Source organism: Vibrio sp. RM-41-2B (genome assembly GCF_024744415.1).
GTDB lineage: Bacteria > Pseudomonadota > Gammaproteobacteria > Enterobacterales > Vibrionaceae > Vibrio > Vibrio diabolicus.
The window spans coordinates 62,871-75,341 of record NZ_JAMQWD010000007.1; the positions used below are offsets into that span (position 1 = coordinate 62,871).

General features: G+C 45.5%; 19 protein-coding genes. 16 read left to right on the forward strand and 3 right to left on the reverse strand.

Annotated elements, in window-relative coordinates; translation table 11 throughout:
- Positions 1–12 precede the first annotated feature (12 nt).
- The 11 genes from NB463_RS07860 to NB463_RS07910 all read left to right on the forward strand — a co-directional run bounded on the left by NB463_RS07860 (position 13) and on the right by NB463_RS07910 (position 6,226).
- Positions 13–513, forward strand: a complete 501-nt coding sequence (locus tag NB463_RS07860) for a hypothetical protein (RefSeq protein WP_258430888.1) — start codon at positions 13–15, stop codon at positions 511–513.
- Between the two features lie 64 nt (positions 514–577).
- The gene (locus NB463_RS07865; RefSeq protein WP_258430889.1) at positions 578–1,042 is read left to right on the forward strand and encodes a hypothetical protein; all 465 of its coding nucleotides are present in this window, start codon (positions 578–580) and stop codon (positions 1,040–1,042) included.
- Between the two features lie 2 nt (positions 1,043–1,044).
- Entirely contained in the window at positions 1,045–1,773 is a 729-nt protein-coding gene (locus tag NB463_RS07870) for a VRR-NUC domain-containing protein (RefSeq protein WP_258430890.1), read from the forward strand.
- Between the two features lie 26 nt (positions 1,774–1,799).
- Positions 1,800–2,498, forward strand: coding sequence for a hypothetical protein (locus tag NB463_RS07875; RefSeq protein WP_017634077.1), 699 nt, complete (start codon positions 1,800–1,802; stop codon positions 2,496–2,498).
- A 119-nt stretch (positions 2,499–2,617) separates the two neighbouring features.
- Positions 2,618–2,887 (forward strand): hypothetical protein, encoded by a 270-nt coding sequence (locus NB463_RS07880; RefSeq protein ID WP_017634078.1) that lies wholly within the window; start codon positions 2,618–2,620, stop codon positions 2,885–2,887.
- Positions 2,866–3,189 carry an HU family DNA-binding protein gene (locus NB463_RS07885; RefSeq protein ID WP_158159309.1) on the forward strand — a complete coding sequence of 108 codons (324 nt, stop codon included), beginning with the start codon at positions 2,866–2,868 and terminating at the stop codon, positions 3,187–3,189. The genes NB463_RS07880 and NB463_RS07885 overlap by 22 nt, the downstream gene beginning before the upstream one ends.
- Positions 3,189–3,485 carry an HU family DNA-binding protein gene (locus NB463_RS07890; protein ID WP_158159308.1) on the forward strand — a complete coding sequence of 99 codons (297 nt, stop codon included), beginning with the start codon at positions 3,189–3,191 and terminating at the stop codon, positions 3,483–3,485. Before NB463_RS07885 ends, NB463_RS07890 begins: the two co-directional genes overlap by 1 nt.
- Positions 3,478–3,720 carry a hypothetical protein gene (locus tag NB463_RS07895; RefSeq protein ID WP_042522716.1) on the forward strand — a complete coding sequence of 81 codons (243 nt, stop codon included), beginning with the start codon at positions 3,478–3,480 and terminating at the stop codon, positions 3,718–3,720. Before NB463_RS07890 ends, NB463_RS07895 begins: the two co-directional genes overlap by 8 nt.
- Positions 3,698–4,183: a hypothetical protein gene (locus tag NB463_RS07900; protein WP_158159307.1), complete on the forward strand. Its 486-nt coding sequence runs from the start codon at positions 3,698–3,700 to the stop codon at positions 4,181–4,183. Before NB463_RS07895 ends, NB463_RS07900 begins: the two co-directional genes overlap by 23 nt.
- A 242-nt stretch (positions 4,184–4,425) precedes the next feature.
- Complete coding sequence (locus NB463_RS07905) at positions 4,426–5,109, forward strand: hypothetical protein (RefSeq protein WP_250155210.1); 684 nt, start codon at positions 4,426–4,428, stop codon at positions 5,107–5,109.
- The gene (locus tag NB463_RS07910; protein WP_158159306.1) at positions 5,102–6,226 is read left to right on the forward strand and encodes a helix-turn-helix domain-containing protein; all 1,125 of its coding nucleotides are present in this window, start codon (positions 5,102–5,104) and stop codon (positions 6,224–6,226) included. The genes NB463_RS07905 and NB463_RS07910 overlap by 8 nt, the downstream gene beginning before the upstream one ends.
- 63 nt (positions 6,227–6,289) lie before the next feature.
- Here NB463_RS07910 and NB463_RS07915 read toward each other — a convergent pair whose 3' ends face one another.
- Complete coding sequence (locus NB463_RS07915; protein WP_172606004.1) at positions 6,290–6,496, reverse strand: hypothetical protein; 207 nt, start codon at positions 6,494–6,496, stop codon at positions 6,290–6,292.
- Between the two features lie 453 nt (positions 6,497–6,949).
- On the opposite strand from NB463_RS07915, the gene NB463_RS07920 reads away from it, so the two are divergent.
- The 3 genes from NB463_RS07920 (at position 6,950) to NB463_RS07930 (ending at position 7,804) form a co-directional block, all read left to right on the forward strand.
- A complete protein-coding gene (locus NB463_RS07920; protein ID WP_155396209.1) occupies positions 6,950–7,114 on the forward strand; it encodes a hypothetical protein in 165 nt (54 codons plus the stop codon).
- 82 nt (positions 7,115–7,196) lie between these two features.
- Positions 7,197–7,451, forward strand: a complete 255-nt coding sequence (locus NB463_RS07925) for an AbrB/MazE/SpoVT family DNA-binding domain-containing protein (RefSeq protein ID WP_033905409.1) — start codon at positions 7,197–7,199, stop codon at positions 7,449–7,451.
- Complete coding sequence (locus NB463_RS07930; RefSeq protein WP_033905408.1) at positions 7,451–7,804, forward strand: type II toxin-antitoxin system PemK/MazF family toxin; 354 nt, start codon at positions 7,451–7,453, stop codon at positions 7,802–7,804. Before NB463_RS07925 ends, NB463_RS07930 begins: the two co-directional genes overlap by 1 nt.
- A gap of 477 nt (positions 7,805–8,281) precedes the next feature.
- On the opposite strand, the gene NB463_RS07935 is transcribed toward NB463_RS07930, so the two are convergent.
- Positions 8,282–8,797 carry a metal-dependent hydrolase gene (locus NB463_RS07935; RefSeq protein ID WP_258430891.1) on the reverse strand — a complete coding sequence of 172 codons (516 nt, stop codon included), beginning with the start codon at positions 8,795–8,797 and terminating at the stop codon, positions 8,282–8,284.
- Entirely contained in the window at positions 8,794–9,189 is a 396-nt protein-coding gene (locus tag NB463_RS07940; RefSeq protein ID WP_033905407.1) for a hypothetical protein, read from the reverse strand. Before NB463_RS07940 ends, NB463_RS07935 begins: the two co-directional genes overlap by 4 nt.
- A 308-nt stretch (positions 9,190–9,497) precedes the next feature.
- Here NB463_RS07940 and NB463_RS07945 point away from each other — a divergent pair, with 308 nt between their 5' ends.
- Positions 9,498–10,892, forward strand: coding sequence for a hypothetical protein (locus tag NB463_RS07945; RefSeq protein WP_033905406.1), 1,395 nt, complete (start codon positions 9,498–9,500; stop codon positions 10,890–10,892).
- On the forward strand, positions 10,885–12,381 hold the full coding sequence (locus tag NB463_RS07950; protein ID WP_017634087.1) for a hypothetical protein: 1,497 nt from the start codon (positions 10,885–10,887) through the stop codon (positions 12,379–12,381). The genes NB463_RS07945 and NB463_RS07950 overlap by 8 nt, the downstream gene beginning before the upstream one ends.
- Positions 12,382–12,471 lie beyond the last annotated feature (90 nt).

Genomic DNA, 12,471 nt, shown 5'->3' on the forward strand with positions numbered 1-12,471 from the left:
GTGAGTAAAACAATGACTGAGCAACATTGCGGAACAAGACTTGTTAAAGGGCTGTCTTTTAAATTTGACGAGGAAAACAAGCGTGTTCACTTAAGTCCAAGTTTTTATTTTGACCATTTAAGAAATGTTCGTGAATCGATGAGGCGCAAGCTTGATGAACGAATGTCGGGTGCGCCAGATTCGGTGCTTAAGAGCTTTGGAAAGCTCTTTAATAGTGTATTGGCTGACGAGCGTTTGATGACATTCTCTCAAAAGTGCTCCGAAGTATTGAGTAAGCCTTGTGAGAGCCGTGAGGATGCGCGTCAACAGATGGAAAACATTGCTAGCGAGCTGTCCAATCAATGTAACAAGCAAGTGGCCAAGGTGCTAAGAGCTGAAAATGACATTTTAAAATCGAAAAACGCAAGCCTTGAGGGGCAGCCATCCCCAATTGAGCTGATAGCGATGGTGCTGGAATCGATGCGCTCAAAAGCTCGCAAAGTACATAACCCCGAAGTAAGCACAATACACTAGTCGAAAGATCATAACGTTAGGCCGCCTTGCCAAGCAGTGTGAGGCGGCAAAAAAGAGGTACAAAGTGGCTAACGTTAACGACTCCAATATCATTTCCCGTTTGTTATCCATCCCTGAGTGTTATCAGCTCGATTTCTTTGTTCGCAGTGCGCCAGCTATCCAAGACGACTCAACCTATTGGGACACGCTAGGAACGCTATGGAAAGCGCAAGGCTCGCACCAACATCAAGGTGTGTGGTCGTCCCTGTTTACGTGCCCGAGACGCAACAAGCACAAGGTGATGAAATCGTCAGAGCGCAAGGCGTTCGCCAAGCTACCCAAGGTGATCACGGCCTACCGAGCTATCAATGACGAATCCGAAATCGAAACCGCACTTTGTTGGACGCTATCTGAGGACATTGCTAAGCGTGTTTTCTCGCAAGGTGGCCGCCGCAAAGTGGTAGCTAAGCAATTCACCAAGGACGAGGTATTTGCCTACTTTAACCGCCGTAAGGAGCAAGAGATTTTAGTAACACAAGGGCTTATCTAGTTATGGCCAAGGCACCACGATTCGATCACTCTTTCCTCGCAAACCAAGTCGCTAAGCGCAAGAAGTGGAAAAGCAAAGGCGTGAAAGCTGGCCACGGTGACGACTTCAATATCGATGCAGCACTTAACGAGATTAACCGTTCTGTTAATCACATCATCAATCCGGCATCGATAAACGTCCCTAATACCGCGCTGGTGGATAAGTCGGAACTACCAGCTTGGCTTATCCGTATTCTTGAGAAAGACAATGACGTTGCGCGCGCTGCAACACAGAAGAAAGTGGAACTGGATTCACCACACAAAACGCGCCTTGCACAAGGGATTAAGCGCCCGAAAGAGTTTAACGACACGAAACTGGCCGAACACTGGTTACAGGTGCGTTTGTTCTACACGTTAGAGACGCAGTACAAGGATATTTACCCGCTGGTTTTCTCAATCCCTAATGGTGGCTACCGAACACCTAAAGCGGCTTCGATGATGAGCTATGAGGGACAAAAGAAAGGTGTGCCAGATATATTTTTTCCTATCCCGAGAGGGGTGTATCACGGGTTCTTTTTGGAGGTGAAAACGGAAAAAGGTCGCCCAAGTAAGGAACAACAGGAAAAGATAAAAATGTTCCAAAATCTAGGGTATTACGTGGTTGTGGCCAAGGGGTTTGATGAGTGCATTTGTCAAATTAATAGCTATCTCCAATTGCCAACATTTGATAACAAAACTAGACTAGCCGCATAAGTATATAAAAAGGGCTTAGTTATCTCATGTTAGCGAGTGAATATCACAGCATTGGCCAAAAGCCAGTTGATTTAGACGTGTTAGAAGCAACAAAGGTAGTCCGTAACTTCCTATGCGATTACCTTTACTATGACAAGTTGTTGCTAAGCTATGCTCCCGCAGGGGAATTTGGTAGCGCTCAAGCGTATCGTTGGCTTACTGGTGGTCATATTTGTGACTACGATGCTACTGGCGACACAATTGCACCAAGAGAGAAGATCAACTATCGAGTCATTAGAATGCTATTCGATGCTGGTCTAATCAAAGTAAAAACCAACATCCGAACGCCACATACTCGCTGCGTTATCTTTGAATGGGTTCGAGACATTAAGAAATATCGTCGTGAAATCCTCCGTACTAAAATCTTTGGCGAGAATGTTTACCTCACTAGCGCAATGATTGATGCTACAGCGGCACAATATGGTCTGACCGTGACGTTTGTCGGTGCGAGAGGGGTCTTTGAGATATTGGATGGTAATGGCAACTCAATCCCGAACGGCCAAGCCAAGAACACCTACATATTCATGAATAGTGTTGGTGAGCCTGTAGGCCGACTACGTGATATGTCCTATTGGGAATGGGAACAATACTTATACGACACAGCGACACGCGCCAAGCTGCGCAAAACGCCTCTCAAAGTTCGTGATGGCATGCGCAGCCACTTTTCGGAGTTCAAACGAGCTTAACGCCAATCCTTGATCATCTTTCCACAAATGCCGCCTATATGGGCGGTATTTTTTTGTGTTAAAAACAGAAGTCGTGTTCGGAATATTTACGGCGTGTTCGGAATGGTTATAATCGTCTCATGGCAGGACGTAAACCCAAGAAAAACGCCTTAACCCCTCAGCAGCGCTGGAATCGTCATCTTGCCAAGATGGCTAGGTTTGACATTAAACGTCAATACTATCGCGCCAGCGCGACACAACGAGAGCAAATTAGGCGACTCCAAATAGAACTTGGCTGTAGCAGTCGAGAAGAACTGGTTCTTTACGCCATCAATCTTCTAGGCCAACAGCACGGAATTTATCTGAAAGATATTCAAGAGGACTTAGCGTGTCTAAACAAAAAGCCGTAGGTAAGCACGAACTGATCTCAGCAATGAAAAAAGAAACTGGCGCATTACGTGAAGAATGCGAGCTGGTTTTTGATGCCTTTATCGAAGAAATCTCAACTCAAACCATGAATGAGGGCAATGCTGTATTGCTTAGTGGTTTCGGTACGTTCGCACCTCGCCTTAAGAAAGCGCGAGCTGGCCGTAATCCAAAAACGGGAGCACCAGCGATTGTAGTTGCGCGAGACAAGCTGACTTTTTGTGCATCGGATGTATTCCGCGATGAGCTGGCAAACAAGGTAAACGAGATCAAGGGGGCACATTAATGAGCACACGCTTAAACCGAACTGACATTGAAAGAAACATTTCTAAACGCCTTGGCTTAAAGCTTACTGGTGATGATGCAGAGCTGGTGGGCGATTGTCTGGACGCAATGATCAATCACATTCTGGTTGAGATTGCGAAAGGCCGTGAGGTGCAAATTCGAGGCTTTGGCCGTTTCCGTCACATAGAGCGTGAACGCACAACCATTAATCCGGCGACGAAAGAGCGCTTAGGTGTCAAAACCGAGCACAGCGTATTGTTCTCTGCTTACAAGGGCATGGTACGCGTCCATGAATGATAGCAAGGCAATTGGGCTACGTGTCTTTATCGGCTCCGTTCGGCTACTGGCTATAACCATTGTGTTAGCGCTGGTGGCTGTTGTCGGTATTGGCACATACAGCTTTTATGGATTGGTGGTCTATCCAAAGATAGAGCGAGTGAAGATTGATTTGGACGCAGAACGTATCGAGCGCATTACGGTAGCGGCCAAGAGTGGGGAGAAGTCAGAGAATGGCGCATCTAGTCAAAAGTAAGACCGTCGAGGGCGCAAAGAACAAATGGGCGACTCGTTGGGACTGTTTCTTTGATGCTCAATTCCTCTTTCGACGTGATACCGGAAAAGAGTTTGTTTTAGACGTGGCCGCCGAGCCACAAACCGCCAAGGTGAACCGCTTCTACGTGGCTCCTGACTGGATTAACGAACAGCCGAGTGGATTCCCAAGCCTTAAGCCAAAACACAAGGCCGCTCAGCTCCTAAACCCTGTTTGCATTGGGTTCGATGGCCTACAAGGCGAATGGGAAGATGGCTGGTGGTGCAATCCCCCGTTTGACCTTAAGTTTGAGTTTCTGGAAAAGGCGCTAGAACAAGCCAGAAAAGGCCGTGACGGCATTATGCTGTTACCACATGAAGAACTGACAACGTGGTGGTTGGACTTGGTTGAGGGTTACGCCACGATGATTTACAAGCCGGATGGTATGAGCGAAGGTCTGACGTAATCTCACCGCACAATCAACATAGAAACCCTGCCCGAATCACGCCTAAATCCACCAGCAAAATCACATCACCTGATTACCCGCATGATTTTACTGACGTCGACGCCGGGAAATGTTGAGTGTGATTAGTACGACGACGAGGAAATGTAGAAAACTGTGTTGGAAAGACAGCACCTTCTTTCGTTTCTTGTTTTTCGATCTCGATCGAGGTTAGAATATAGGAAATGGAATTGAGGATGACAAAAATGAACTCAGCACAAACCAATAGCGCCCAGACAGAAAAAAGTAATCAAATCGAAGATCCCCAGCGTGCTCACTTAGTTTCTAATCTTCCACATATTAAGGAAGCATTGCAACGAGGTTTAAGCGCTAGAAAAAGAATGACTGAAAACAACCCTGTCACCAGTGGTGGTCAGTATTTTTATGGTGATACTATCCGCGCTCTCCGCGAACTACTAAAACCACACGGATATGTTAGAGAATCCATTCGTAATGTAGAGCTTACGATCAATAAAGAAGAAAAAATTGCAATCTACCTTTGTAGTGCTTGTGAGCAAACTGGAAACCCAGCTGGTTTCCCGCAATCCATTACAGACAAAGGCGACTTTACTCTTGATCTCTTAGCGCTTAAGTTCGAAGAAAATCTCAACTATGACTTGTTCCCAGAAACGCTTCCTGAGTCGAATACCAAAAACAAATTAAATTGTGATGTTTGGTTCCTTCTCCATAATTTTGATAAAAATAACAATAAGCTTACCGCTGAGCTGGCGAGACCTGTATCCTACAATAAGAGAGGTTACGTGACAGGATTTGATCTTGAAAACCGTATAATTATTGACATGGACAACGAAGAAATCGTTGATTCACAAGTCGATTTCAATGATGAAATTGACTTTGATATCGAAGAAGTAAGTAACGACAATGTTTAACTCATTAAGACTAAAAATTGCTAGAGAAAGAAGAGGATATACAAAAAAGGCATTAGCCGAACTAACAGGGATTACTACGAGAACGCTTTCAACATATGAAAATAAGGGGCTTCTGGACACAACTGACTCAACCTTGGTGAGTCGTATAGCAGATATTCTCAATTACCCTGTTGAATTTTTCTACGCGGATAATCCTGAGCAAATCGTAAAAGAAGGCGTAAGCTTCCGAGCTATGACGAAGCTTAGTGCGTCCAAAAGAGACGCAGCTCTTAGTGCCGGAACGCTGGCAGTTGAGTTTAATACCTGGTTAGAAAGTCGATTCAATTTAAAGCAACATGATGTTTTAGATTGCAGCAGCGAAGATTTCGCAGATCCTGAAAGTGCCGCACAACTTCTACGTGAACATTGGGGCTTAGGTGAACTGTCTATTTCCAACATGATTCACCTTTTGGAGTCTAAAGGGGTGCGCGTCTTTTCGTTGACTGAGAATTGTGTCGAAGTAGATGCATTCTCATTTTGGTTGGATGAAAAACCTTTCGTTTTTCTGAATACGATGAAAACGCCAGAACGCAGTCGTTTTGATGCCGCCCATGAACTGGGTCATCTAGTGTTGCACAAACATGCATCTAACAACGGACGCCAAGCCGAGGAACAAGCGGATCGATTTGCGTCAGCATTTCTAATGCCGAAAGGAAGTATTCTAGCGAAAGTACCTTCATATCCTTCTCTAAATCAACTGTTGAAGCTGAAGAAGCATTGGAAAGTATCATTAGCGGCTCTAATACGAAGAACTTTTGACTTAGGTTTGTCATCCGAGTGGCATTATCGTCAATTAAACATCGAACTATCAAACTGTTATGGCAGAAAATCAGAGCCAGAGGGTCTAGAGAGCAGGGAAACGTCTTTAGTATTTCAAAAGATTTTCAATAAATTGAGAGAAAAAAACATATCTCGGAGCGAAGTACTCAATGAGTTGAAACTACCTCAAGATGAGCTTTCAGCCTTAACATTTAACAACCCATTTTTTCTGTTTAAGGCGGTTGTATCAAAAGTCAGAAATGAGAAAGCTCCCCTTTCCAGTAACACCTCACAACCAACTCTAAAAGTGGTTAACTAGCGACACATTTACGCAGAGGGATCAAAGTACAGATCCCTCTATTCTTGCTACCCTAGGAAACTCCTACCCCGTATGGCAAGCTTCTGAGCAGTAATAACACCCATTGGCCTTTGAATAGGTTTTCTTCGCTGCAGAAACTGCAGGCCCACAACTAGCAAACTCACCAAGATACGTTCGGTTATGTTCCAGTGGCATGTAAGAACAACCTTGCTTATGCACTTCATGATCGCCATTAGCTTGTTGATTCTTGTTCACATAATACCTAGCCATACTATCCTCAATATCAGTAATAAAAAACCAATATAAAACTTAGCTCATAAAGCCATACTTTCAACAAAGAAATGCAAAATGTTCCCTACAGTTTAGGCAAGTCACGCCTCTTAACGCGCTCTGGTACTTGTTTTTGATAAAGATTGGCTACTACGAAACACTCAAAAAAGCCACCAGCAAAAAGCGACAGAAACGATCTGTAAATGTGTAAAAAATAACAAAATGAAATGAAAGCTAATATTGCTGTGTGTTCGGAATGAGTTTAGTATTATCCCCATAGGACAGTGACGGATACGATTTCCTATACGGTGCGCTTGTTTAATAAGGTTGTGCAAGCGTTGTAGGGTAAAAACCTACAGGCTCCCAAAGAGGGTAAAGGGTTGATCTTCGAAAGAGGGTCAGCCCTTTGTTCTATCTATCCCCTACCAAAGAGCGTCTATATGAGTAGGCACTATGAGAAAAGTCCACGAACTATTCTGGCATCGCAAACACGACCGCATCCTTAAGCGAGAACTGGCCAAGGATAAGCTGTACACCAAAGAGCTGGATAACTCCCTACGCAAGATGATTCACGAGATAAACAATCACCTTAAGCAAACTGAAAGTAGTGTTGGCTAGGTGGTTATAACAAAGTTGACACTTTGAGTCAAAGGTATACAATATTATTGTTATAACATCGTACTAACATGAGAGGTGGATTATGCGTACTCAAGTGCGAAAAATAGGGAATAGCCTCGGTAACATCATCCCTGCTGCCTTTATCAAGCAATTAGGGCTAGCGGAGGGGGCGGATATTGAGGTTAAAACTGATGGTGGCAAGATAATCATTGAGCCAATCAAGCGCCCAAAAAAAAGCTTTCCATTTAGCGAAAAAGAACTATTGAAAGGTTTAGATGCACATACGGCACACGCCGATGAGCTGGCAATAGTTTCAGGCAAGGAGTTAGGTGAATAATGGCGCAGTTTATTCCTAAACGAAACGATATTATCTGGCTCGACTTTGAGCCAACAAAGGGAAAGGAAATTGGCAAGTACCGTCCTGCGCTAGTGCTTTCCAGCAAAGAATATAACCAACAAACAGGATTACTCATTTGCTGCCCTATTAGCACCAGTATTCGCGGCCAAGCAACGGAAGTTCCCGTAAATAACCTAGATAAACCTTGTGTGGTTGCTTCTAGCTTAATCCAAACCCTGTCTTGGAAAGATCGCAAAGCCAAGAAGATTGCCACCGCTGAAAGTGGGGTTATGGAGGATGTTTTACTTCGCCTTATACCGCTAATCGGTGCAGACTCCTTGTTTGATGGATAACGTGTGCTTTGACTAGTGCTGATGGATAAAAAAACACTTGAACTACGCATTCCGAACGGATAAATTTATTTATACGCGAGTTACATAGTTGCCATTGTGACGACCGTGTTTTCCTTTAAAAATCTTAGACAACTGTCCTCAAGCGCCTTTGGTTATTCCATTGGCGCTTTTTTCTTGATTTTTCAGAGTAAGTATCAATATAATTGCCCTGTTTCGTGTTGAAGTGTAAAGCTTCGACAAGTGATTCAAAGTAGGTTTGCAAAAGAGAGTTAAAGAGCTGGTAGAAATACTGGCTCTTTTTTATGTGTCGCGTTTCAACCTATTGAAAAGGCGTTTTTGGTGTCCTATATTTACCTCGCTCGCAAGAAAATGGACGTGGATACTCCAAAATATAGATGGCCAATTGATTGGTTATTGAATTACCTGTTATTGACAACTCCTCAAAATCAAAAGGCCACGGTAAAACGTGGCCTTTTTTTATGTCAAAAACGTCATTTTTAGCAAGTCTATTCGGAATGACAAAGGCCGTAAAAAGCCAACTAAAATACATGCTACCGAGAAAATGAATACGCATGTGATTCGCTGGTGGCTCCCCGAAGCGAATAGATTCAAACAGTACCTATCAAATGGGGTAAAAATCGGCACTGGCTGGCGGTTTAGCACATCCCCAAGCCAATGCGAGATACAACCGCATCCAAATCCACACAGAATTGCACCTAGAATCGTGCTGGTGGCTTTTAACGCCTCAATGAGTACGAATGTATCCCCTATTGCCAAATGATAGCCATAAGCCGTTACAGCGAGCCATAACGAAAGGGTATGGGTGTAAGTTCGGTGCGGGATTCTGTCAAATTCAAGCCAGTCTGGTGCGCCCGAACCGCTTAAGCAACCAAGAAATGCCAGGATTGAATGCAGTGGTGTTGTGTCTGCCATTAAGGCGAGAGGAACGGGCGCAAAGCACAGTGCTCCCCACGCGTGTCCGGTTCGGTTCATTCTTCCTCGCAATGAACACAATACGCATAGACGATGGCACTCATCGCTATGGTTCGATTGCGGTAGTTGGTGGCCAATTCCTCGAACGTCTTTGCCACTTCGGGATCAATCCAAGGGCTAATTTGGCGTGTTCCTACAAGGTCGCCCTCTGTCACCTCGGGGTGCTTTTCTGGTAGCTGGTTCGGGTCAGTGTTGTTGATGGCCAATTGATATAGGTCAGTCAGGGTAATGCCGTTCTGTTCGCATTGTTCGCATGCTTTGGCGTGAGCAAGGCGTGAGATACGCGCTTGCAGTAGTGCTAAACCCTTTTCCCGCTGGCGAGTTCTAAACGTGGCTTGTCGCGCTTTGGTTTTGGCTTTGTGTCTGAATTTGATGCGCTCGGGTGCTTTCAAGGGGTATTCCTTTCATCACGTAGCGCGTTGTCTTGGGTATGGGGGAAAGGTGGCTAGTGAGATAACGCAGCCAATTACTATATTGTGCCGCAGAATCAATTGTACATAAGTAGCGTTACTCACTAGCTGGCCATGATTATATGCAGAAAATCGTTACTGTAAATACTATTTAATGTCGCGTTATTAAATTTTGTCTTTAAAGCCTTATTGACAATCAAATGGTTGTTTCATCTGGCTTAATCCTTGTTGTGATTGGCTCGATAAACTCTGTATTATTCCGAACGTAAAGAAATAAGTGGGGTTTAACCGTGTCCGGCAAGATTGACTATCAGGCTCACCAACAGCAGTTTTGGGAGCAGTTAGAGAAGCAGCCGACTTTGACGCTGGCCGAGTATTGCGAAGCCAACGGACTAAAGTACGGCACCGCTAAGCGATATATAAAACGGCCAGCCAAAACGGGCGGCAAGTTCCAACCATCCGTTATGCCAAAAATCAAAGCGAAAAAGACCAGTCAGGGCAATGACTGGCATTCCCTTTTGAAAGAATTTCTCGTGCGTGGCGCTCAAAACCCAACGCTCACGATGGCCGCTTTTGCGAAAGATAAAGGGGTGAACGGTGCGACATTGCGCCGCCAGTTTAATTCCATGCGATCGCTGCCCGAGTTTGATCGATTATTTGATCTTTACGATGAGCAATTAGCGAAATTTCAAGAAGCGAAAAACGACAAGAAGAAAAAAAGGGCTGATAAATCAAAGTCTAAAGAAGCGGGGGCAACCGCGCAAGCGCAAAGTGCGCAAGGCGATCGCGCGAAAACAGGAGGTATTGGATCACTGCGCAAGCCGCGATCAGTTGAGGGACTTTCGCAGTATTCCAGTGCTCAAGTGGGTCGCCCTGTTGTGCATGGTGGTTATGCCCGTAGTGCGGGTATTACTGGCGAAATCATGGATATTCTCATGGATACCGATCCGCTTTCGGTTTGCAACGAACTGATTATTGCCCGTTCGCAGTATTACCGAATGAATGAGACGTTAGCTAAACGCCTTAAAGAGATCGATGAAATGGAAGAAAGCGGAGACATTCCGCTCGATGACGAAAACCAGCCAGTAGACATAAACGCCATGCGTGACCGTCTCATCTTTGGCTATGGCACCAGATTGCGTGAACTGGAATTGAGTATTTCCACGATGGCCAAACAAGAGGCCAAGCGCTACATCGATTTGCGTAAACAGGAATACGCTGAATTGATGATGCCACACTTACTGCCAGCGGAAGAAACCAGCCTAGTAATAGAAATGCTTTCTCTGCGCACTAAGAACAACTGGACAGCCTTAGAGACGTGTCAGCAAATCGAGAAGTTAGGTGCACGTCCACCAGCAACGCTATTGCATGAAGCTAAGGTAGAGCTAGCGAACCTAGAACCAGAAGTAGAAGACACTGGTATCAGTGAGCAAGAGCTGGATGAGCTGTTTGATGACTACACGTTAGAGCAGATTGAGCAGCAAGATAACTGGCTACCTGCGCGCAAAGAAGAAGTAAACCGACGAATCAAAGAAGCCGAAGACCTAGAGAACGGCGTAGAACCTACCCTATCCCCATCCCAAATACAAAACGAAGCCGCTAAAGAGCAAGCCTATGATGACCTCGATAACGAGGGAGTGTCGGGGTTTGACGATGTAGACAGCTTCGAGGTACTTGGTGGCTAGACGAATAAAGAGCGTAACACAAGATCCCCGTTACCCTGCCCTAGTTAAGCGGTATCGCTATGACTGGAAACGCCTCGCTGTTGAGCTAGTCGGTAAGAAGCCGAGCTGGCAGCAGCGCAAAATCATTGATAGTGCTCAGCGTATTGGTGCGCGAACGACTGTCAGCTCTGGCCACGGTACAGGCAAGTCAGACATGACCAGTATCATGATCATTGCTTTCATGCTCTGTTTCCCCAATGCGCGTGTTGTGCTGGTGGCGAACAACGCGAGACAGGTACAAATCGGTGTATGGAAGTACCTAAAATCCAACTGGAACACGCTCTTACAAAAGCATGGTTGGTTACAGCAATACTTCACCATTACCGAGACAGCCTTTTTTGAAAACTCAGCAAAAGGTATCTGGCAAACCAGTGCTAAATCGTGCCGTATTGGTAACGAGGAAGCGCTAGCGGGTGAACACGCTAAACACTTGTTTGTTATTGTCGATGAGGCGTCAGGCGTCTCTGACAAGGCTTTTGGTGTGTTAGCGGGTGCATTGACCGAGAAAGATAACCGAATGCTGTTATTGAGCCAGCCAACGCGCCCTAGCGGCTATTTCTACGATACGCATCACCGATTAGCCGAGCCTAGTGGTCGATGGCGAGCCATCCGGCTTAACTCCGAGGAATCGCCGTTCGTAACCGTGGAATTTATCCTCGATAAGCGATTGGAGTATGGCGGTCGAGAGGCACCGGAATACCTGATTAAAGTACGTGGGGAGTTCCCAAGTTCCATTGCTGGCATGCTGCTTAGTCGGGATGCACTGGACAAAAGCGCAAGGCTCAACCTCGATATGCCCGATGGTTGGGGTTGGGCTGCGCTGGTGGACGTGGGTAATGGTCGTGACCGCTCGATACTCAATATCTGCAAGGTTTGGGGTCAACGCATGGAGCGCATCGTTAAGAGCGTGAAATTGCTTGAACAACCAAGCACGGTCGATCCGGTTCGGTTCGCTGACATTATCCATGCAGAGTGTAGTGAGGACTTGTACCCAAACATCACGATAGCAGTGGATAGTGACGGTGTAGGTTATGACACGGCGACTTGCTTAGAACGCTACGGACGGCGCGTACAGCGCATTCGTTGGGGTAAGAAGATGCACTCCACCAGCGATAAGCAGCGTTTCTTTAACCAGCGTGCGTATGCCAATGTTATGGCTCGGGATGCGATAAACCAAGGCCGCATGCAGATAGATAAGAACGTCAAGACGGCAGAACAAGGCAGTAAAATACCTTGTGCAATCAACGAGTCAGGCCAATGGGTAATGATGCCAAAACCGATGATGAAAGAGAAAATGAACATCCCATCACCTGACCGTTGGGATACATACTGTTTTTCTCAATTGGTAGATTATGTGCCGCACGAAATGGAAGTAACAGAGAGCATGCTAGAGTCTCGCAGTTCCGTAGAACAATGGGTACTGGAAGCGCTTGAATCGGACGATGCTTAATTCCGTTGGTGCCAACATATAAAAGTAATATGAAAAGGTGGCGATACCGTTAAATATCGCCACCAAATCACCAATCAAAGCGGAACAACA

Coding starts and splice junctions, on each gene's coding strand:
- NB463_RS07870 (WP_258430890.1), top strand. CDS start 1,045: ATGGCCAAGGCACCACGATTCGATCACTCTTTCCTCGCAAACCAAGTC.
- NB463_RS07880 (WP_017634078.1), top strand. CDS start 2,618: ATGGCAGGACGTAAACCCAAGAAAAACGCCTTAACCCCTCAGCAGCGC.
- NB463_RS07895 (WP_042522716.1), top strand. CDS start 3,478: ATGAATGATAGCAAGGCAATTGGGCTACGTGTCTTTATCGGCTCCGTT.
- NB463_RS07900 (WP_158159307.1), top strand. CDS start 3,698: ATGGCGCATCTAGTCAAAAGTAAGACCGTCGAGGGCGCAAAGAACAAA.
- NB463_RS07935 (WP_258430891.1), bottom strand. CDS start 8,797: ATGAACCGAACCGGACACGCGTGGGGAGCACTGTGCTTTGCGCCCGTT.
- NB463_RS07915 (WP_172606004.1), bottom strand. CDS start 6,496: ATGGCTAGGTATTATGTGAACAAGAATCAACAAGCTAATGGCGATCAT.
- NB463_RS07920 (WP_155396209.1), top strand. CDS start 6,950: ATGAGAAAAGTCCACGAACTATTCTGGCATCGCAAACACGACCGCATC.
- NB463_RS07875 (WP_017634077.1), top strand. CDS start 1,800: ATGTTAGCGAGTGAATATCACAGCATTGGCCAAAAGCCAGTTGATTTA.
- NB463_RS07905 (WP_250155210.1), top strand. CDS start 4,426: ATGAACTCAGCACAAACCAATAGCGCCCAGACAGAAAAAAGTAATCAA.
- NB463_RS07910 (WP_158159306.1), top strand. CDS start 5,102: ATGTTTAACTCATTAAGACTAAAAATTGCTAGAGAAAGAAGAGGATAT.
- NB463_RS07860 (WP_258430888.1), top strand. CDS start 13: ATGACTGAGCAACATTGCGGAACAAGACTTGTTAAAGGGCTGTCTTTT.
- NB463_RS07925 (WP_033905409.1), top strand. CDS start 7,197: ATGCGTACTCAAGTGCGAAAAATAGGGAATAGCCTCGGTAACATCATC.
- NB463_RS07890 (WP_158159308.1), top strand. CDS start 3,189: ATGAGCACACGCTTAAACCGAACTGACATTGAAAGAAACATTTCTAAA.
- NB463_RS07930 (WP_033905408.1), top strand. CDS start 7,451: ATGGCGCAGTTTATTCCTAAACGAAACGATATTATCTGGCTCGACTTT.